The following is an 18,828-nucleotide window of genomic DNA, read 5'->3' on the forward strand; positions in this document are numbered from 1 at the left end:
CGAAGGGGCAAGCCCTGCCGCCGCTTTCCGCAGGCCCGGCAAAGCCCGTTGTCACCGGCGCGTGCGAGGATCGGAGACCTACCTCACAGGTGTGTGCGAAGGAGACAGTCCGATGGCCACGAAGCCGCCCAAGGGTGATCCGGTTCAGGACGCTCCGCAGGTCACCGAACCGAAGCACGCGGCGGCCGGCCTCCCGGCCATCGGCCACACCCTGCGGATCGCCCAGCAGCAGATGGGCGTCAAGCGCACCGCGCTCACACTGCTGCGCGTCAACCAGAAGGACGGATTCGACTGCCCCGGCTGCGCCTGGCCCGAGCCCGAGCACCGGCACGCGGCGGAGTTCTGCGAGAACGGCGCGAAGGCGGTCGCCGAGGAAGCCACCCTGCGCCGGATCACCCCCGAGTTCTTCGCCGCGCACCCGGTCGCCGACCTCGCGACCAGGAGCGGCTACTGGCTGGGCCAGCAGGGGCGGCTCACCCACCCCATGTACGTCCCCGAGGGAGGCACCCACTACGAACCGGTGACCTGGGAGCGCGCCTTCGACATCATCGCCGAGGAGATCGCGGCCCTGGGCTCCCCCGACGAGGCCGTCTTCTACACCTCGGGCCGCACGAGCAACGAGGCCGCGTTCCTCTACCAGCTCTTCGCCCGCGAACTCGGCACGAACAACCTGCCGGACTGCTCCAACATGTGCCACGAGTCGTCCGGTTCGGCGCTCAGCGAGACCATCGGCATCGGCAAGGGCAGCGTCCTGCTCGACGACCTCTACCAGGCCGACCTGATCATCGTCGCCGGCCAGAACCCGGGCACCAACCACCCCCGCATGCTCTCCGCCCTGGAGAAGGCAAAGGCGAACGGCGCCAAGATCATCAGCGTCAACCCGCTGCCCGAGGCCGGCCTGGAGCGCTTCAAGAACCCGCAGACCCCCCAGGGCATGCTCAAGGGCGCCGCGCTCAACGACCTCTTCCTCCAGATCCGCATCGGCGGCGACCAGGCCCTGTTCCGCCTCCTCAACAAACTGATCCTGGAGACGCAGGGCGCCGTCGACGAGGCCTTCGTCCGCGAACACACCCACGGCTACGAGGAGTTCGCCGAGGCGGCCCGCGCCGCCGACTGGGACGAGACGCTCACCGCGACCGGCCTGTCCCGGGGGGAGATCGAGGAAGCCCTCTCCATGGTCCTCGCCTCCGAGCGGACCATCGTCTGCTGGGCCATGGGCCTCACCCAGCACAAGCACTCCGTGCCGACCATCCGCGAGGTCGTCAACTTCCTCCTCCTGCGCGGCAACATCGGCCGCCCGGGCGCCGGCGTGTGTCCGGTCCGCGGCCACTCCAACGTCCAGGGCGACCGCACGATGGGCATCTTCGAGCGCCCCGCACCCGCCTTTCTGGACGCCCTGGAGAAGGAGTTCGGCTTCGCCCCGCCGCGCGAGCACGGCTTCGACGTCGTGCGCGCCATCCGCGCCCTGCGCGACGGCGAGGCCAAGGTCTTCTTCGCCATGGGCGGCAACTTCGTCTCCGCCTCCCCCGACACCGACGTCACCGAGGCCGCCATGCGGCGCGCCCGGCTGACCGTGCACGTCTCGACCAAGCTGAACCGTTCGCACGCGGTCACGGGCGCGCGTGCCCTGATCCTGCCCACCCTGGGCCGCACCGAGCGCGACCTCCAGGGCAGTGGCGAGCAGTTCGTGACCGTGGAGGACTCCATGGGCATGGTGCACGCCTCCCGGGGCCGACTGGAGCCTGCCAGCGGGCAGCTGCTGTCCGAGCCCGCCATCGTGTGCCGCCTGGCCCGCCGGGTGCTCGGCGAGAAGAGCCGGGTGCCGTGGGAGGAGTTCGAGAAGGACTACGCCACCATCCGCGACCGCATCGCCCGCGTGATCCCCGGCTTCGAGGACTTCAACGCGCGCGTGGCCCGCCCCGGCGGCTTCACCCTGCCGCACGCCCCGCGCGACGAGCGCCGCTTCCCCACCGCCACCGGCAAGGCCAACTTCACCGCCGCGCCCGTCGAATACCCCGAGCTGCCCGAGGGCCGGCTGCTGCTGCAGACACTGCGCTCGCACGACCAGTACAACACCACGATCTACGGCCTCGACGACCGCTACCGGGGCATCAAAAACGGCCGCCGGGTCGTCCTGGTCAACCCCGAGGACGCCGACCGGCTCCGGCTCGCCGACGGGTCCTACGTCGACCTCGTCAGCGAGTGGAAGGACGGCGTGGAGCGGCGGGCCCCGGGATTCCGGGTCGTGCACTACCCGACCGCCCGGGGATGCGCGGCCGCCTACTACCCCGAGACCAACGTCCTGGTGCCGCTGGACGCCACCGCCGACACCAGCAACACCCCGGCCAGCAAGTCCGTCGTCGTCCGTCTGGAACAATCGGCAACCGACTGAGCGTTTGCTCAGCGCAGGCAGTCGTAACAGGCAGTCGTAGCGACCAGGACGAACGGAGCCCGCCCCATGGGTGAGCAGCAGCACGCCACGTTTCCCCAAGAGGTCATCGACGAGTACGCGGCGCTCGGCGTCGACCTCGTCGCCATGTTCTCGGCCGGCCACCTCGGCACCCGCATGGGCGTGCAGATCGTCGAGGCCTCGGCGGACCGCGTCGTCGGGACCATGCCCGTCGAGGGCAACACCCAGCCGTACGGGCTGCTGCACGGAGGCGCCTCGGCCGTGCTCGCCGAAACCCTGGGCTCCGTCGGCTCCATGCTGCACGCCGGAAGCTCCAAGATCGCGGTCGGCGTGGACCTGAACTGCACACACCACCGCGGAGCGCGCTCCGGACTGGTGACCGGAGTGGCCACACCGGTACACCGCGGGCGGTCCACCGCGACGTACGAGATCGTGATCAGCGACGAGGAAGGCCGACGCGTCTGCACCGCCCGGCTCACCTGCCTGCTGCGGGACGCCCCCGGCCGCTAGGGCCCTGGGCCTGTCCCAGGGCGCACGCCGGCTGGGCACGAGCCCCCACCGCCCCTACCGTTCTCCCATGACCGGCATCGGCCCCGTCGAACCCGTCAACTCACCCGAGACGGGGCAGAGTCACGACGTCATCGGCGCCGACCAGGCACGCCTGACGGACCGCTGGACAGCGCGGTGGGAGAGGCTGTCGCCCCGCGCCCGCAGGACCGCACTGGGAACGGCCGCGCTCACCCTGCTCGCGGCCGGAATCCTCCTGCCCCGCGTCCTGGCCGACGAGCACCGCGCCGAACTCCCCGACACCCCCGCCCCCTGGCCCGCCAACGTCACCACCTGGCGCTACCTGGGGCCCGCCGGACTCCCCCAACCCTCCGGCACCCACCCCACCAGCGCCCGCTTCCGCTTCGCCGTCGACGTCCACAGCGGGCCCCCCGTCACCCTCCAGGTCACCGGCGCCGCCTTCCCCGGCCTCACCGCCCACGCCCTGCCCGCCGCCTTCACCGTGCACCCCGGCACGACCCGCCGCGTCACCGTGGAGATATCGGTTTCCGACTGCTCGGGTCTGCCCCTGAATGCCGACCTACCCTTTCTTGACGTAACGCTCCGTAACACGCGCGCAATACAGCATCACAGCTTCATCTTCGGCCGGGCCTACTCCCACGACCTTTTCCGGCTCCTTCGGGCCGCCTGCGCCACGCCATCGGCGTCACAGCCCGGACGGCCAAGCGGAAGTGCAGCTTCTCAAAATGCGGACGGAGGGGATTATCCGCCAAACCGGTCGAGAGCGCCCACCGCGGAAGCCCGCCATCCATCACGTCATAACAAGAAAGTCACAAGCCCGCACACAGCGATGCCCCTGCCTGCAAACCGGGCTTAGAGTCACGGCCAGTCACCGCTCCATCGGGAGTTCGGTAAAGCGCGGGCACCAGCCGCACCCATCAGGGCGCGCGAGCCTGCGGAAAGGAATGATTGTGCGACGTTCCATGGTGATCCTGACCTCCGTCATGGCGACGGGGGCTCTCACACTCACCGCCTGCGGCTCCCGTGACGACAAGGGCGGCGACAGTGACAGCGGGGGTGGCACCACCCTCACCATCGGCGTGGACGCCCCGCTCTCCGGCGAGAACTCCACCACTGGTCTCGGCATCCAGTACGGCGCCCAGATCGCCGTCGACGACGCCAACAAGAACAAGCTCGTCCCCGGCGTCACCTTCAAACTGAAGGCCTACGACGACAAGGCGCAGCCGGCCACCGGCCAGTCCAACGCCACCACCATCACCGGTGACAAGACCGCCGTCGGCGCCGTCGGCCCGCTGAACTCCGGCGTGGCCCAGTCGATGCAGCAGGTGTTCGCCTCGGCCAACATGGTCCAGATCTCCCCCTCGAACACCAACCCCGCCCTGACCCAGGGCAAGGACTGGCAGACGGCCAAGAAGCGGCCGTACAAGACGTACTTCCGCACCGCCACCACCGACGAGCTCCAGGGCAGCTTCGCCGCCGACTACGCGTACAACGGCCTCAAGAAGAAGAAGGTCTTCGTCGTCGACGACAAGCAGACCTACGGCGCCGGCCTCGCCAAGATCTTCAACGACAAGTTCAAGGCGCTCGGTGGCACCGTGGTCGGCACCGACCACATCAACACCGGCGACAAGGACTTCGGCTCCCTCGTCACCAAGATCAAGAACGCCAAGGCCGACCTGCTCTACTACGGCGGCCAGTACGACGAGTCCTCGCTGATCACCAAGCAGCTCAAGGGCGCCGGCGTCAAGATCCCGCTCTTCGGCGGCGACGGCATGTTCGCCTCCACCTACATCGAGACCGCCGGCGCCACCTCCGAGGGCGACCTCGCCACCGCCGTCGGTGTCCCCGCCGACACCCTGCCCGCGGCCAAGACGTTCATCGAGACGTACAAGTCCAAGGGCTACAAGGGTGACTACGGCGCCTACGGCGCGTACTCCTACGACGCCGCCACCGCCATCATCAAGGCCGTGAAGGCCGCCGTCGACGCCAACGGCGGCAAGGTCCCCAGCGACATCAACGCCCTGCGCTCCTCCGTCGTCGACGGTGTCCAGAAGTCCGACTTCGAGGGCATCTCCGGCAAGGTCGCCTTCGACCAGTACGGTGACACCACCAACAAGCAGCTCACCGTCTACCAGGTCACCAAGGGTGCGTGGAAGGCTGTGAAGACCGGCACCGCCGACCTCGGCTAGTCCAGGCCCCAGCAGCACACAGCACCACCACACGGGCCGCGCGGGAGGGGACCCCGACCGCGCGGCCCTTGCCACACCCCACCCCGGCACGCGATACGTGCACACGACCACCAGCGACAATGGAGGCCACGCGGTGAACACCCTGCCGCAGCAGCTGGCCAACGGGCTGCTTCTAGGCTCGATGTACGGGCTGATCGCCATCGGCTACACGATGGTGTACGGCATCGTCCAGCTCATCAACTTCGCGCACGGCGAGATCTTCATGACCGGGGCCTTCGGCGCCTTCACGGTCTACTTCTACATCCTGCCCGACGGCGTCTCGATGGCCCTCGCCGTCCCCCTGATGCTGATCGGCGGCGGCATCGTCGCGATCCTCATCGCCGTCGGAGCGGAACGGTTCGCCTACCGGCCCCTGCGCGGAGCCCCACGGCTCGCACCGCTCATCACCGCGATCGGTCTCTCCCTGGCCCTCCAGGAAGTCGTCCGCAACTTCTACCCGGGCGCCGACCGCGCCGTCGCCTTCCCCGGCCTCGACGCCACCCACGAGATCGGCTCCGTCACCATCAAGGACGCCGACATCTTCCTGATCGTCGCCGCGATCGTCTGCATGTCCGCCCTCGCCTTCTTCGTCCGCAAGTCCCGCACCGGCCGCGCCATGCAGGCCACCGCCCAGGACCCGGACACCGCACAGCTCATGGGCATCGACACCAACCGCATCATCGTCATCGCCTTCGCCATCGGCGGCTTCTTCGCCGCCGTCGCCGCCGTCGCCTACGGCATGAAGTACGGCAGCATCGACTACCGCATGGGCTTCCTGATGGGCCTCAAGGCCTTCACCGCAGCCGTCCTCGGCGGCATCGGCAATATCTACGGCGCCATGCTCGGCGGCCTGGTCCTCGGCGTCGCAGAAACCCTCGCCTCCGCCTACATCGACGACATCCCCGGCATGCACCTCTTCGGCGGCGGCTCCTGGAAGGACGTCTGGGCCTTCTGCCTGCTCATCCTCGTCCTCCTCGTCAGGCCACAAGGCCTGCTCGGCGAACGCGTAGCGGACAGGGCGTGATCACGATGACCGACACCACCACTCGCGGCCTCATCCCCCTGCCCCTCGCCGCGGCCCGCGCACTCCTCCTCGCCGGAGGCATCGCCACCGCCGCCTCCGCCTTCCTCGCCTGGACCTGGACCAGCGAGTTCCCCGGCGACCTCACCATCAGCGGTTACCCCGGCGGCCTCCAGTGGCTCACCTTCATCGCCGGCCTCCTCACCACCGTGTTCGCGCTCGCGGCGTACGACATCCGCGGCCTGCGCGGACTCATCCCCGCGCGCAACAACGCACCCCTGGTGCTCACCGCCGTCGGCGCCTTCGGCGTCACCTGGTACACGATCGTCTCGATCGCCGTCGAACTCGGCGGACTCGCCAACCTCGAACCGGGCGGCTGGGTCGCGGCCATCGCCTCCCTCCTCCCGCTCATCGGCGCCCTCGCCCTGCCCGAACCCCGCACCGCGAGCGCCAAGGGCAACCTCAAGGCCTACATCGCCAAGCCCGACGCCATCCCCGCACCCGCACCCATCAGCCCCTGGGTCGAGCGCGCGATCATCACCCTCGCCACCATCGTCGGCCTGGCCGTCTTCGCCTACGGCATCGACACCGAGTACGGCGAACTCTTCGTCGGCTTCCTCATCGTCGTCGTCTTCGCCGTCTGGGCCCTGCACACCGCCGGCCTCAACGACCGCTTCTCCCGCATCGTCGCCCGCAACCGCAGCTTCACGCTCGCCATGGGCTTCGCCGCGGCCATCGCGTTCCCCTTCACCCAGACCAACGACCACTACGCCAACATCGGCGTCAACATCCTGATCTTCGGGACCGTCGCCCTGGGCCTCAACATCGTCGTCGGCCTCGCGGGCCTCCTCGACCTCGGATACGTCGCCTTCCTCGGCGTCGGCGCCTACACCGCCGCGCTCGTCTCCGGCTCCGAGTTCTCCCGCTTCTCCGGCGTCCACTTCCCCTTCTGGGCCGCCGCCCTCACCGGCGCCGCCGCATCGCTCGTCTTCGGCGTCCTCATCGGCGCCCCCACCCTGCGACTGCGCGGCGACTACCTCGCCATCGTCACCCTCGGCTTCGGAGAGATCTTCCGCATCGCCGTCAACAACATGGACGGCGACTCCGGCCCCGACCTCACCAACGGCCCCAACGGCATCCCGGCCATCCCCGACCTCAACTTCTTCGGGTACAACCTCGGCGAAGCCCACGACGTAGCAGGCTTCACCCTCGGCCGCTTCGCCAACTACTACCTGCTCATGGTGCTGATCATGGCCATCGTGGTCCTGGTCTACACCCGCGCCGCCGACTCCCGCATCGGCCGCTCCTGGATCGCCATCCGCGAAGACGAGACCGCCGCCACCGCCATGGGCATCAACGGCTTCCGCGTCAAACTCATCGCCTTCGCCCTCGGCGCCACCCTCGCCGGCCTCGCCGGCACCGTCAGCGCCCACGTCACCTACAGCGTCGTCCCGACGCCGTACCAGTTCGCCGGCTCGACACCCCCCAACTCCGCCTTCCTGCTCGCCGCGGTCGTCCTCGGCGGCATGGGCACGGTGGCAGGACCCATCCTCGGCGCGGCACTCCTGTACCTGCTCCCGGAGAAGCTCGTCTTCCTCCAGGACAAGTCACTGCTCGCCTTCGGCATCGCCCTGATCCTGCTGATGCGCTTCCGCCCCGAAGGCATCATCGCCAACCGCCGCCGCCAGCTCGAATTCCACGAGACCGGCCAACTCGACGTACCAGAAACCACAACCCTGACCGGCGAACCCGCCGCCGTCACCAAGACGGGGGCCTGAGCATCATGACGACACCTGTACTCGAAGCCCGCAACGTCACCATGCGCTTCGGCGGCCTCACCGCCGTCCGCTCGGTCGACTTCACCGTCAACGCCGGCGAGATCGTCGGCCTCATCGGCCCCAACGGCGCCGGCAAGACCACCTTCTTCAACTGCCTCACCGGCCTCTACGTCCCCACCGAAGGCTCGGTCACCTACAAGGGCACCGTCCTTCCCCCCAAGCCCCACCTGGTGACCAAGGCCGGCATCGCCCGCACCTTCCAGAACATCCGCCTCTTCGCCAACATGACGGTCCTCGAGAACGTCCTCGTAGGCCGCCACACGCGGACAAAGGAAGGCCTCTGGTCCGCCCTCCTGCGCGGCCCCGGCTTCAAGAAGGCGGAGAAGGCCAGCGAAGAACGCGCCATGGAACTCCTGGAGTTCATCGGCCTCGCCGGCAAGCGCGACCACCTCGCCCGCAACCTCCCCTACGGCGAACAGCGCAAGCTGGAGATCGCGCGAGCGCTGGCCTCCGAGCCCGGCCTGCTCCTCCTCGACGAGCCCACCGCCGGCATGAACCCCCAGGAGACGCGAGCCACCGAAGAGCTCGTCTTCGCCATCCGCGACATGGGCATCGCCGTCCTCCTCATCGAGCACGACATGCGCTTCGTCTTCAACCTCTCCGACCGCGTCGCCGTCCTCGTCCAAGGCGAAAAACTCGTCGAAGGCACCTCCGAAGTCGTCCAGGCCGACGAACGCGTCATCGCCGCCTACCTCGGCGAACCCTTCGACGGCGACCCCGGCGCGGCCGAAGCGCAGAGCACCACCAGCACCAAGGGAGAAGGCCAGTGACCGCACTCCTCGAAGTCGAGGACCTCCGGGTCTCCTACGGCAAGATCGAAGCCGTCAAAGGCATCTCCTTCAGCGTCGAAGCCGGCCAGGTCGTCACCCTCATCGGCACCAACGGCGCCGGCAAGACGACCACCCTCAGGACACTCTCGGGTCTCCTGAAGCCGACTTCCGGCAAGGTCCTGTTCGACGGGAAACCCCTCAGCGGCGTCCCCGCCCACAAGATCGTCTCCTTCGGACTCGCCCACTCCCCCGAAGGCCGGCACATCTTCCCCCGCCTCACCATCTTCGAGAACCTCCAGCTCGGAGCCTTCCTCAGGAAGGACAAAGAGGGCATCGAAAAGGACATACAGCGCGCCTACGAGCTCTTCCCGATCCTCGGCGAACGCCGCAACCAGGCGGCAGGCACCCTGTCCGGCGGCGAACAGCAGATGCTCGCGATGGGCCGCGCCCTGATGTCCCAGCCGAAGCTCCTCATGCTCGACGAGCCCTCCATGGGCCTCTCCCCGATCATGATGCAGAAGATCATGTCGACCATCGTCGAGCTGAAGTCCCAGGGCACGACGATCCTGCTGGTCGAGCAGAACGCCCAGGCCGCCCTGTCCCTGGCCGACCAGGGACACGTCATGGAAGTCGGCAACATCGTCCTGTCCGGCACCGGCCAGGACCTGCTGCACGACGAGTCGGTCCGCAAGGCGTACCTCGGCGAAGACTGATTTTCCGGCCGTACGACAAGGGCCCGCGCCCCCTGCTGGGGACGCGGGCCCTTGTCTTGTACGGCCTCTGAGCTCAGCCCTTGTTGGCCTTCTTCTCGTCAGCGTCCTGAATGACAGCCTCGGCGACCTGCTGCATCGACATACGCCGGTCCATCGAGGTCTTCTGAATCCACCGGAACGCGGCGGGCTCGGTCAGCCCGTACGACGTCTGAAGAATCGACTTCGCCCGGTCGACCAGCTTGCGCGTCTCCAGACGCAGGGTGAGGTCCGCGACCTCGTTCTCCAGCTCCCTCAGCTCCGTGAACCGCGAGACGGCCATCTCGATCGCCGGCACGACATCACTCTTGCTGAACGGCTTCACGAGGTACGCCATCGCACCGGCGTCCCTCGCCCGCTCCACCAGGTCCCGCTGCGAGAACGCGGTGAGCATCAGCACCGGGGCGATCCGCTCCTCGGCGATCTTCTCGGCCGCGGAGATGCCGTCCAGCTTGGGCATCTTCACGTCGAGGATCACGAGGTCGGGCTTGTGCTCACGGGCGAGCTCCACGGCCTGCTCGCCGTCACCGGCCTCGCCTACGACGCTGTAGCCCTCTTCCTCCAGCATCTCTTTGAGGTCGAGCCGGATCAGGGCCTCGTCCTCGGCAATGACGACACGGGTCGTCAGCGGAGGCACGTGCGACTTGTCGTCGTCGGGCGCGTCTACGGGCTGGGGCGACTCGGGGGCGGTCACGGGGGCTCCTCGTTCAGGGGCGGGGTACTGCTCCTCAGCAGCCTACCTAGCTGCGACTAGGTAAGGTCACCCGGTACACTCCTCTCGGGTTGGCCAGCCGGGTTGATGGAAGGGCAGACATGATCGCCTCAAAAGCGATTGCCTGAAAGGGCGTGCGGGTTCGAATCCCGCACCCGGCACTTCTGATCCGGAAGCGGATGTCCACGTTCTCGTGAACATCCGCTTTTCGCTGCGTGTCATCGCGATCACTCGCACAGAGTGACCGCATGTACGACGTCAGCACACGCAAGCGAGCCTTGGCCCTCGTCGCTCAAGGGCGCAGCCTGAACTCCGTGAGCAAAGAAGTCGGCGTCTCGCGATTCGCGATCCGCTCCTGGCAAACACGCATTGATCCCGTCAGGCGCAGTGGCAATCCATGCCCGCGATGCCAGGAATTCCCCGGGCCCCCGGACGCACCCGAGATGTACTCGTATCTGCTGGGCCTCTATCTCGGCGACGGGTGCATCAACCTCCACCGGCGCGGGGTCTACTTCATGCGCATCGTGCTCGACAACGCCTGGCCGGGCGTGATCGACGAGTGCGAGGCCGCGATGCGCTCCGTCCGCCCCGACAACAGCGTGTGCCGTGTCAAGAAGCAGGGCTGCGTCGCTGTCACGGGCTCCAGCAAGCACTGGCCCTGCCTCTTCCCCCAGCACGGCCCCGGCAAGAAGCACGAGCGCGCGATCACCCTGACCCCTTGGCAGCAGACCATCGTCGACGCCCACCCCTGGGAGTTCATCCGGGGCCTCATCCACTCGGACGGATGCCGCATCACCAACTGGACGACGCGCCTCGTGGCCGGTGAACGCAAGCGCTACGAATATCCTCGGTACTTCTTCTCCAACAAGTCCGACGACATCCGGCGGCTCTTCACCGACACCCTCGACAAGGTCGGTGTCGAGTGGACCACTCTCGCTCGCGGCAGCGACCCCTTCAACATCTCGATCGCCCGCAAAGCCTCAGTCGCCCTCATGGACACCCACGTAGGCCCCAAACACTGACCACAACTACTTCGGACTGTCGTCCTCACCGATGTGGTGCACCCGGACCAGGTTCGTCGAGCCTGACACACCGGGGGGCGAGCCGGCCGTGATCACCACCACGTCGCCCTTCTCGCAGCGGCCGTATCGCAACAGCAGCTCGTCCACCTGGTCCACCATCGCGTCCGTGGAGTCGGCATGCGGGCCGAGGAACGTCTCCACACCCCACGTCAGGCTCAGCTGAGACCGAGTCGCCGGCTCCGGGGTGAAGGCGAGCAGTGGGATCGGGGACCGGTAGCGCGACAGCCGCCGAACCGTGTCGCCGCTCTGCGTGAACGCGACCAGGAACTTCGCGCCCAGGAAGTCACCCATCTCCGCCGCCGCCCGAGCGACAGCTCCCCCTTGCGTCCGCGGCTTGTTGCGTTCGGTCAGCGGAGGCAGTCCCTTCGCGAGGATGTCCTCCTCCGCCGCCTCGACGATCTTCGCCATCGTCCGGACCGTCTCGACGGCGTACTTCCCCACGCTCGTCTCGCCCGACAGCATCACCGCGTCCGTGCCGTCGATGATCGCGTTCGCGACGTCCGATGCCTCAGCCCTCGTCGGACGAGAGTTCTCGATCATGGAGTCGAGCATCTGGGTCGCCACGATCACCGGCTTGGCGTTCCGCTTGGCCAGTTTGATCGCTCGCTTCTGGACGAGCGGGACCTGCTCCAGCGGCATCTCGACGCCCAGGTCGCCGCGGGCGACCATGATGCCGTCGAAGGCGGCCACGATGTCGTCGATGGCGTCCACCGCCTGCGGCTTCTCCACCTTGGCGATGACCGGGAGCCGACGTCCCGACTCGTCCATGATCCGGTGGACGGCCTCGATGTCCTGCCCCGATCGGACGAAGGACAGGGCGATCACGTCGAAGCCCATGCGCAGGGCCCAGCGGAGGTCTTCCTCGTCCTTCTCCGAGAGTGCCGGGACCGACACCGCCACACCCGGCAGATTCAGGCCCTTGTGGTCCGACACCATGCCGCCCTCGATCACCCTGGTGTGGACGCGGGGGCCCTCCACCGAGGTGACTTCGAGGCAGACCTTGCCGTCGTCGACGAGGATGCGTTCACCCACAGTGACATCCGCGGCCAGTCCGCTGTACGTCGTCCCGCAGGACCGCTGGTCTCCCTGCGCACCCTCTTCCACCGTGATGGTGAAGGAGTCGCCGCGTTCGAGGAGTACGGGTCCTTCGGTGAAGTGGCCGAGCCGGATCTTCGGGCCTTGAAGGTCGGCGAGCAGGCCGACGCTGCGGCCGGTTTCGTCGGAGGCCTTGCGGACGTGGTGGTACCGCTCCTCGTGTTCGGCGTAGCCGCCGTGGCTGAGGTTGAAGCGGGCTACGTCCATTCCGGCGTCGACCAGGGCTTTGATCTGGTCGTACGAGTGGGTGGCGGGTCCCAGGGTGCAGACGATTTTTGCTCGGCGCATGTTTCGACCCTAGACCTTACCGGCGGGTAGGGAATTGGGAGGGAATGTCGGCTCAACATCCTTTGGGTGAAGGGCTGTTGACAAGTGTTGAAGTGTGCGCCACCCCGCTCTGATGAGCATTTCGTCTGCACACGCCGGCGGTCGTTCACAGTCTCGGTGGTGCCATGGTGAAGCGTGCGGTGACCTGGGCGTGGACGTGCTGGCGTTGGGGTTCGAGGTCGAGCGGGGCGGCGGAGGTGTCTCCCGCGGCCTCGTAGGCCATGGAGCGGGCGCGGCTCGCCTTGCCCACGAAGCGCGGCTCGGGGTCCTCGGCGCCGATGTCCGCCAGTTCGACCAGGGCGGCCAGTGTGGTGCCCAGGGCCTCCGCGTACTCCCTGGCCCGCTGGACCGCTTCCCGTACCGCCTGCTGGCGGGCTTCCCGGTGGGCGGGTGAGTCGCGGCGCAGGGCCCACCAGGGGCCGTCGACCGTCGTCAGGTCGAGGTCGGCCAGCCGGGTGGTCAATTCGCCCAGTGCGGTGAAGTCGGTCAGTTCCGCGGTGACGTGGACGTGGCCGTGGTAGGCGTGGACGCGTTCGCTGCGGCCGTGTTCCTTGAGTTCCGGGGTGACCGAGAAGGAGCCGGTTTCCAGGTGTTCGACTGCGTCTCCGTAGCTCTTCAGCAGGTCGAGGACGTTCGCGTTGCGGCGGGTGAGGTCGTCGAGGGCGGTGCGGCGGTCCTTGCCGCGGGCGGCGACGGTGATGCCGAGGCGGGCGATCTCGGGGTCGACTTCGAGGTGGGCTTCGCCGCGGACGGCGATGCGGGGTGCGTCGGGGGTGCCGTAGGGGACGGAGTCGGTGGCCATAACGCCCCACTGTGTCAGTTTTCACGGGTGGGGTCATCAGATCGAAACCTGTGGGGTCTGTTGCCGTTCGGCATGGCCGGGTCAGAATCTACGCGCGTTGTTGACCGTTCCCCGAGGAGATCAAGAGATGGCCTTGAACCGCAGGAAGTTCCTGGAGAAGTCCGCCGTGACCGGTGCGGGGGTGGCCCTGGCCGGTGCCGTGGGCGCTCCGGCCGCCCAGGCCGCGGAGGCCGGGAAGGGGCGTGTGAAGCGGTATTCGCTGACGGTGATGGGCACCACCGATCTGCACGGTCATGTCTTCAACTGGGACTACTTCAAGGACGCGGAGTACAAGGACGCGGCGGGCAACGCGCAGGGTCTGTCGCGGATCTCGACGCTGGTGAACCAGGTCCGTGCGGAGAAGGGCCGCTGCAACACGCTGCTGCTGGACGCGGGCGACACGATCCAGGGGACGCCGCTGACGTACTACTACGCGAAGGTCGACCCGATCACGGCGAAGGGTGGTCCGGTCCATCCGATGGCCGCGGCCATGAACGCGATCGGGTACGACGCGGTGGCGCTGGGCAACCACGAGTTCAACTACGGCATCGAGACGCTGCGGAAGTTCGAGGAGCAGTGCGACTTCCCGCTCCTTGGCGCGAACGCGCTGGACGCGAAGACGCTGAAGCCCGCGTTCCCGCCGTACTTCATCAAGACGTTCCACGTGAAGGGCGCGCCGCCGGTGAAGGTCGCGGTGCTGGGTCTGACGAACCCGGGTATCGCGATCTGGGACAAGGCTTATGTGCAGGGCAAGTTGACGTTCCCGGGGCTTGAGGAGCAGGCGGCGAAGTGGGTGCCGAAGCTGCGGTCGATGGGTGCGGACGTGGTGGTCGTGTCGGCGCACTCGGGTTCGTCGGGGACGTCGTCGTACGGTGACCAGTTGCCGTACGTGGAGAACTCGGCGGCGCTGGTGGCGCAGCAGGTGCCGGGGATCGACGCGATTCTGGTGGGGCACGCGCATGTGGAGATTCCGGAGTTGAAGGTCACCAACGCGAAGACCGGGAAGACGGTCGTGCTGTCGGAGCCGCTGGCGTATGCGGAGCGGCTGTCGTTGTTCGACATCGAGCTGGTCTTCGAGAAGGGGCGTTGGGCCGTCGAGTCGGTCTCGTCGAAGGTGCTCAACTCGAACTCGGTGGCGGACGACCCGAAGATCACCAAGCTGTTGAAGGCCGACCACGACGTCGTCGTGAAGTACGTCAACCAGGTGGTCGGTACGGCGACGCAGACGTTGACGACGGTCGAGGCGCGCTACAAGGACGCTCCGATCATCGACCTGATCACGAAGGTGCAGGAGGACGTGGTCAGGGCGGCGCTGGCGGGTACGGAGTACGCCTCGCTGCCCGTGATCGCGCAGGCGTCGCCGTTCTCGCGGACCTCGGAGATCCCGGCGGGCAAGGTGACGATCCGGGATCTGTCGAGTCTGTACGTGTACGACAACACGCTGGTGGCGAAGCTGCTGACGGGTGCGCAGCTCAGGGCGTACCTGGAGTACTCGGCGGAGTACTTCGTGCAGACGGCGGCGGGTGCGGTCGTGGACGTGGAGAAGCTGACGAACGCGGGCAACCGTCCGGACTACAACTACGACTACGTGTCGGGCCTCCAGTACGACATCGACATCGCGCAGGCGGCGGGTTCGCGGATCAAGAACCTGACGTACAACGGTGCGGCGCTGGACGACGCTCAGAAGTTCGTGTTCGCGGTGAACAACTACCGGGCGAACGGTGGCGGGGCGTTCCCGCACGTGGCCTCTGCCACCGAGGTGTGGTCGGAGTCGACGGAGATCCGGACGCGGATCGCGGAGTGGGTGACCGCGAAGGGTGTGCTGGACCCGAAGGACTTCGCGTCGGTGGACTGGAGGCTCACGCGCGACGGTACGCCGGTGTTCTAGAGGTCCGGCTGGAGGTTGAGGAGTGTGACGTCCACGGCGTCGGCGATGGCTTTCGCGCCGGCGTCGTTGACGTGCAGGCCGTCGCCGGCGTTGAACTCGTCGCGGATCCCGTCGGGTTGGCCGGGGTCCGCGACGGCGGCGGCCACGTCGACGATCGCGTCGAAGGGGTGGTCGTCGCCGAGGAGCCAGGTGTTGACCTCGGCGCGTACGGCCTGGCCGCGCGGGGTGTCGTAGCCGGCGTGGACGGTGCCCTTGTAGGGGCCGATGGTGGAGCCGATGACAGTGAGTCCGGCGGTGTGGAGGCGGTCGGCGAGGGTGGTGAGGCCGGCCGTGAACTCGGCTGCGGTGGGGCCTTCGGCGGGTTCGGGGTGGGCGAAGTGGCCGGGCAGGCCGAGGTCGTTGAGGCCAACCCTCGGTGTCCGGGTTCTTCCGCCGCCGCCGGTTCTTTACCGTCCTTCGACGAGGGGGGTCAGGACGGGGGCGGTGCGGGCGGGTGGGATCCGTGGCAGCCGGTCTTCGAGGCCGAAGGTGGTGAAGGCGGTCCGGGTGGGGAGGGGGTAGGTGTTCTTGCCGGTGAGGGTGTTGAGGATGGTGGCGCTGCGCCAGGCGGCGAGGCCGAGGTCGGGGGTGCCGATGCCGTGGGTGTGGCGTTCGGCGTTCTGGACGTAGACGTGGCAGTCGGCGCCGGTGACGGAGGGGTCGAGGACGAGGCGGAAGTGTTCGTCGACGCGGGGGCGTTCGCGGCTGTCGCGGCGCATGTAGGGGTCGAGTCCGGCGAGGATGCGGTCGAGGGGGCGTTCGCGGTGGCCGGTGGCGAGGACGACGGCGTCGGTGGTGAGGCGGGAGCGGGTGCCCTGCTGGATGTGTTCGAGGTGGAGTTCGATCTTCGTGGTGGCGATTCGGCCGGCGGTGCGGACGCGGACGCCGGGGGTGAGGACGGTGTCGGGCCAGCCGCCGTGCAGGGTGCGGCGGTAGAGCTCGTCGTGGATGGCGGCGATGGTGTCGGCGTCGATGCCGCGGTGGAGCTGCCACTGGGTGGTGGTGAGGCGGTCGCGGACGCTTTCGGTCAGGGCGTGGAAGTAGCGGGTGTAGTCGGGGGTGAAGTGTTCGAGGCCGAGCTTGGAGTACTCCATGGGGGCGAAGGCTTCGGTGCGGCCGAGCCAGTGGAGTCCTTCGCGGCCGGTGGGGCGGTTGCGGAGGAGGTCGAGGAAGACCTCGGCGCCGGACTGTCCTGAGCCGACGACGGTGACGTGGTCGGCGGCGAGGAGGGTCCGGCGGTGGTCGAGGTAGTCGGTGGCGTGGATGACGGGCACGCCGGGGGTCTCGACGAGGGGCTTGAGGGGTTCGGGTACGTAGGGCTGGGTGCCGATGCCGAGGACGATGTTCTTGGTGTAGGTGCGGCCCAGCGCTTCGGCTTCGCCGTCGGTGTCGAGCTGGGTGAAGTCGACCTCGAAGACGTCGCGTTCGGGGTTGAAGCGGACGGCGTCGACCTGGTGGCTGAAGTGGAGTCCGGGGAGGCTCTCGGCGACCCAGCGGCAGTAGGCGTCGTATTCGGTGCGCTGGATGTGGAAGCGCTCGGAGAAGTAGAAGGGGAAGAGGCGCTCGCGGGCCTTGAGGTAGTTGAGGAAGGTCCAGTGGCTGGCGGGGTCGGCGAGGGTCACCAGGTCGGCGAGGAAGGGGACTTGGATGGTGGCGCCGTCGATGAGGAGCCCGGGGTGCCAGCCGAAGGCGGGGCGCTGTTCGTAGAAGACGGCGTCGAGTGAGGTGAGGGGCTGGGCGAGGGCGGCGAGGGAGAGGTTGAAGGGTCCGATGCCGATGCCGACGAGGTCGCGGGGTGCGTCGGGCTCGTGGTGTGGGGGGTGGGGGTTCATCGGGGGGTGGTTCCTTCCACGAGGTGCAGGAGTCCGGCGAGGTCGGCCGGCCGGGTGGTGGGGTTGAGGAGGGTGGCCTTGAGCCAGAGCCGGTTCGCCGCGCGGGCTCGGCCGAGGACGGCGCGGCCGTCGGTGAGGAGTTTTCGGCGTACGGCGGCTACGGCGTCGTCGGTGGCGTTCGCCGGTCGGAACAGGACCGTGCTGATGGTGGGCGGTTCGTGGAGTTCGAACCCGGGGTGTGCGTCGATGAGTTCCGCGAACTGCCTTGCCTGATCGCAGACTTGGTCGACGAGAGCGCCGAGTCCTGTCCGTCCCAGGGTTTTCAGGGTGACGGCGATCTTGAGGATGTCGGGTCGGCGGGTGGTGCGCAGGGAGCGGCCGAGGAGGTCGGGGAGGCCGGCTTCGGTGTCGTCGTCGGCGTTGAGGTAGTCGGCGCGCTGGTTCAGGGCGGTGAGGTCGTTGCTGTCGCGGACGGCGAGGAGTCCTGCGGCTACCGGCTGCCAGCCGAGTTTGTGGAGGTCGAGGGTGACGGTGTCGGCGGCGGTGAGTCCGTCGAGCCTGCCTCGGTGCCGGTCGCTGAAGAGGAGGGGCCCGCCGTAGGCCGCATCGATGTGGAGCCGTGCCTTGCGCGCTGCGGAGAGGCGGGCGATCTCGGGCAGGGGGTCGATGTGGCCGGTGTCCGTGGTGCCGGCGGTGGCGGCGATGAGCAGGGGCCCTTGGAGGGTTGTGAGGGCGTTTTCCAGGGCTGCGGGGTCGAGGGTGGGGAGGGTGACGGGGTGGGGCATCCCCAGCAGCCAGGCGGCGCGTGGGAGCGAGTGGTGGGCGTTGGCGCCGCAGATCAGCTGGACACCGGGGCCGTGGATTTCGCGGGCCAGGAGGAGGGCGAGCTGGTTGGATTCGGTTCCACCGGTAGTCACCAAAGCGTCGGGCCGGTGGGGGCTGGTCGCGCCGTTCCCCGCGCCCCCAAGGGCCTGACCATAGACCTCGTTCGCCAGTGCCCGTGTTACCTGGGCCTCGAGCTCTGACGCCGCCGGGGCCTGGTCCCACGAGTCCATCGAAGGGTTCAAAACGCTGACGGCGAGGTCTGCCGCTGCGGCCACCGCGAGGGGCGGGCAGTGGAGGTGGGCTGCGCACAGGGGGTCGGCCGGGTCCGCGGAGCCTTCCGCCAGGGCCTGCACCAGGTGTCGTAGGGTCTCCGGATCACCCTGGTCCGGGAGTACGTCGCCCAGTGCGGCCCGCACTCGCGCCGCCACCTCGGCCGGGCCGCCCGCCGGAAGTGGTCCCCGGCGCGACCGCGCCCCCTCCCCCAGCGCCTCCAGGACCGTGTCGAGCAGTGGGCGCAGCGAGGTGGGGCCTTCGGGGCCCGAGGCCAGGGGCGGCGTGTGCATCGTCGACCTCCGGGGGCGCTGGTGGCTTCCAGCTTGGACGCGGTTGCTTGGGCGCGCCCGGAGAGTTCAACGATTCTGAC

16 protein-coding genes and 1 tRNA gene are annotated in these 18,828 nt (G+C 68.4%); 11 read left to right on the forward strand and 6 right to left on the reverse strand.

Annotation, left to right across the window (positions count from 1 at the left end):
* The first annotated feature begins 112 nt into the window (after nt 1-112).
* From ACGFWE_RS09385 to ACGFWE_RS09420, 8 genes are all read left to right on the forward strand, one after another.
* Complete coding sequence (locus tag ACGFWE_RS09385; RefSeq protein WP_393599079.1) at nt 113-2,392, forward strand: FdhF/YdeP family oxidoreductase; 2,280 nt, start codon at nt 113-115, stop codon at nt 2,390-2,392.
* A 66-nt stretch (nt 2,393-2,458) separates the two neighbouring features.
* On the forward strand, nt 2,459-2,920 hold the full coding sequence (locus ACGFWE_RS09390; protein WP_352382721.1) for a hotdog fold thioesterase: 462 nt from the start codon (nt 2,459-2,461) through the stop codon (nt 2,918-2,920).
* Between the two features lie 67 nt (nt 2,921-2,987).
* Nucleotides 2,988-3,794, forward strand: a complete 807-nt coding sequence (locus ACGFWE_RS09395; RefSeq protein ID WP_393599081.1) for a hypothetical protein — start codon at nt 2,988-2,990, stop codon at nt 3,792-3,794.
* A 106-nt stretch (nt 3,795-3,900) separates the two neighbouring features.
* Complete coding sequence (locus ACGFWE_RS09400) at nt 3,901-5,127, forward strand: branched-chain amino acid ABC transporter substrate-binding protein (RefSeq protein ID WP_352384306.1); 1,227 nt, start codon at nt 3,901-3,903, stop codon at nt 5,125-5,127.
* A 133-nt stretch (nt 5,128-5,260) separates the two neighbouring features.
* Nucleotides 5,261-6,190 (forward strand): branched-chain amino acid ABC transporter permease, encoded by a 930-nt coding sequence (locus ACGFWE_RS09405; protein ID WP_352382725.1) that lies wholly within the window; start codon nt 5,261-5,263, stop codon nt 6,188-6,190.
* A 5-nt stretch (nt 6,191-6,195) separates the two neighbouring features.
* Nucleotides 6,196-7,965 (forward strand): branched-chain amino acid ABC transporter permease, encoded by a 1,770-nt coding sequence (locus tag ACGFWE_RS09410; RefSeq protein WP_393599084.1) that lies wholly within the window; start codon nt 6,196-6,198, stop codon nt 7,963-7,965.
* A gap of 5 nt (nt 7,966-7,970) precedes the next feature.
* Nucleotides 7,971-8,795 (forward strand): ABC transporter ATP-binding protein, encoded by an 825-nt coding sequence (locus tag ACGFWE_RS09415; protein ID WP_352382727.1) that lies wholly within the window; start codon nt 7,971-7,973, stop codon nt 8,793-8,795.
* Nucleotides 8,792-9,508 carry an ABC transporter ATP-binding protein gene (locus ACGFWE_RS09420; protein ID WP_352382729.1) on the forward strand — a complete coding sequence of 239 codons (717 nt, stop codon included), beginning with the start codon at nt 8,792-8,794 and terminating at the stop codon, nt 9,506-9,508. The genes ACGFWE_RS09415 and ACGFWE_RS09420 overlap by 4 nt, the downstream gene beginning before the upstream one ends.
* A gap of 73 nt (nt 9,509-9,581) precedes the next feature.
* Here ACGFWE_RS09420 and ACGFWE_RS09425 read toward each other — a convergent pair whose 3' ends face one another.
* On the reverse strand, nt 9,582-10,238 hold the full coding sequence (locus tag ACGFWE_RS09425) for an ANTAR domain-containing response regulator (protein ID WP_031041938.1): 657 nt from the start codon (nt 10,236-10,238) through the stop codon (nt 9,582-9,584).
* Between the two features lie 96 nt (nt 10,239-10,334).
* On the opposite strand from ACGFWE_RS09425, the gene ACGFWE_RS09430 reads away from it, so the two are divergent.
* Together ACGFWE_RS09430 and ACGFWE_RS09435 are read left to right on the forward strand one after the other, a co-directional pair.
* Nucleotides 10,335-10,417: transfer RNA gene (locus ACGFWE_RS09430), tRNA-Leu, on the forward strand.
* A gap of 87 nt (nt 10,418-10,504) precedes the next feature.
* Nucleotides 10,505-11,278 carry a transcriptional regulator gene (locus tag ACGFWE_RS09435; RefSeq protein ID WP_393599087.1) on the forward strand — a complete coding sequence of 258 codons (774 nt, stop codon included), beginning with the start codon at nt 10,505-10,507 and terminating at the stop codon, nt 11,276-11,278.
* 6 nt (nt 11,279-11,284) lie between these two features.
* On the opposite strand, the gene pyk is transcribed toward ACGFWE_RS09435, so the two are convergent.
* Together pyk and ACGFWE_RS09445 are read right to left on the reverse strand one after the other, a co-directional pair.
* Nucleotides 11,285-12,721 carry a pyruvate kinase gene (gene pyk / locus ACGFWE_RS09440; protein WP_393599088.1) on the reverse strand — a complete coding sequence of 479 codons (1,437 nt, stop codon included), beginning with the start codon at nt 12,719-12,721 and terminating at the stop codon, nt 11,285-11,287.
* Between the two features lie 145 nt (nt 12,722-12,866).
* Complete coding sequence (locus ACGFWE_RS09445; protein ID WP_393599089.1) at nt 12,867-13,562, reverse strand: SIMPL domain-containing protein; 696 nt, start codon at nt 13,560-13,562, stop codon at nt 12,867-12,869.
* Nucleotides 13,563-13,689: 127 nt separating this feature from the next.
* On the opposite strand from ACGFWE_RS09445, the gene ACGFWE_RS09450 reads away from it, so the two are divergent.
* On the forward strand, nt 13,690-15,489 hold the full coding sequence (locus ACGFWE_RS09450) for a bifunctional metallophosphatase/5'-nucleotidase (RefSeq protein ID WP_393599090.1): 1,800 nt from the start codon (nt 13,690-13,692) through the stop codon (nt 15,487-15,489).
* On the opposite strand, the gene ACGFWE_RS09455 is transcribed toward ACGFWE_RS09450, so the two are convergent.
* The 3 genes from ACGFWE_RS09455 to ACGFWE_RS09465 all read right to left on the reverse strand — a co-directional run bounded on the left by ACGFWE_RS09455 (nt 15,486) and on the right by ACGFWE_RS09465 (nt 18,748).
* A complete protein-coding gene (locus tag ACGFWE_RS09455) occupies nt 15,486-15,635 on the reverse strand; it encodes a hypothetical protein (protein ID WP_393599092.1) in 150 nt (49 codons plus the stop codon). The two genes, ACGFWE_RS09450 and ACGFWE_RS09455, sit on opposite strands and share 4 nt — an antisense overlap.
* 300 nt (nt 15,636-15,935) lie before the next feature.
* The gene (locus ACGFWE_RS09460) at nt 15,936-17,360 is read right to left on the reverse strand and encodes a SidA/IucD/PvdA family monooxygenase (protein ID WP_352382741.1); all 1,425 of its coding nucleotides are present in this window, start codon (nt 17,358-17,360) and stop codon (nt 15,936-15,938) included.
* On the reverse strand, nt 17,357-18,748 hold the full coding sequence (locus tag ACGFWE_RS09465; RefSeq protein WP_352382743.1) for a pyridoxal-dependent decarboxylase: 1,392 nt from the start codon (nt 18,746-18,748) through the stop codon (nt 17,357-17,359). The genes ACGFWE_RS09460 and ACGFWE_RS09465 overlap by 4 nt, the downstream gene beginning before the upstream one ends.
* Nucleotides 18,749-18,828 lie beyond the last annotated feature (80 nt).

It is taken from the genome of Streptomyces sp. NPDC048523, assembly GCF_043199815.1.
GTDB lineage: Bacteria > Actinomycetota > Actinomycetes > Streptomycetales > Streptomycetaceae > Streptomyces.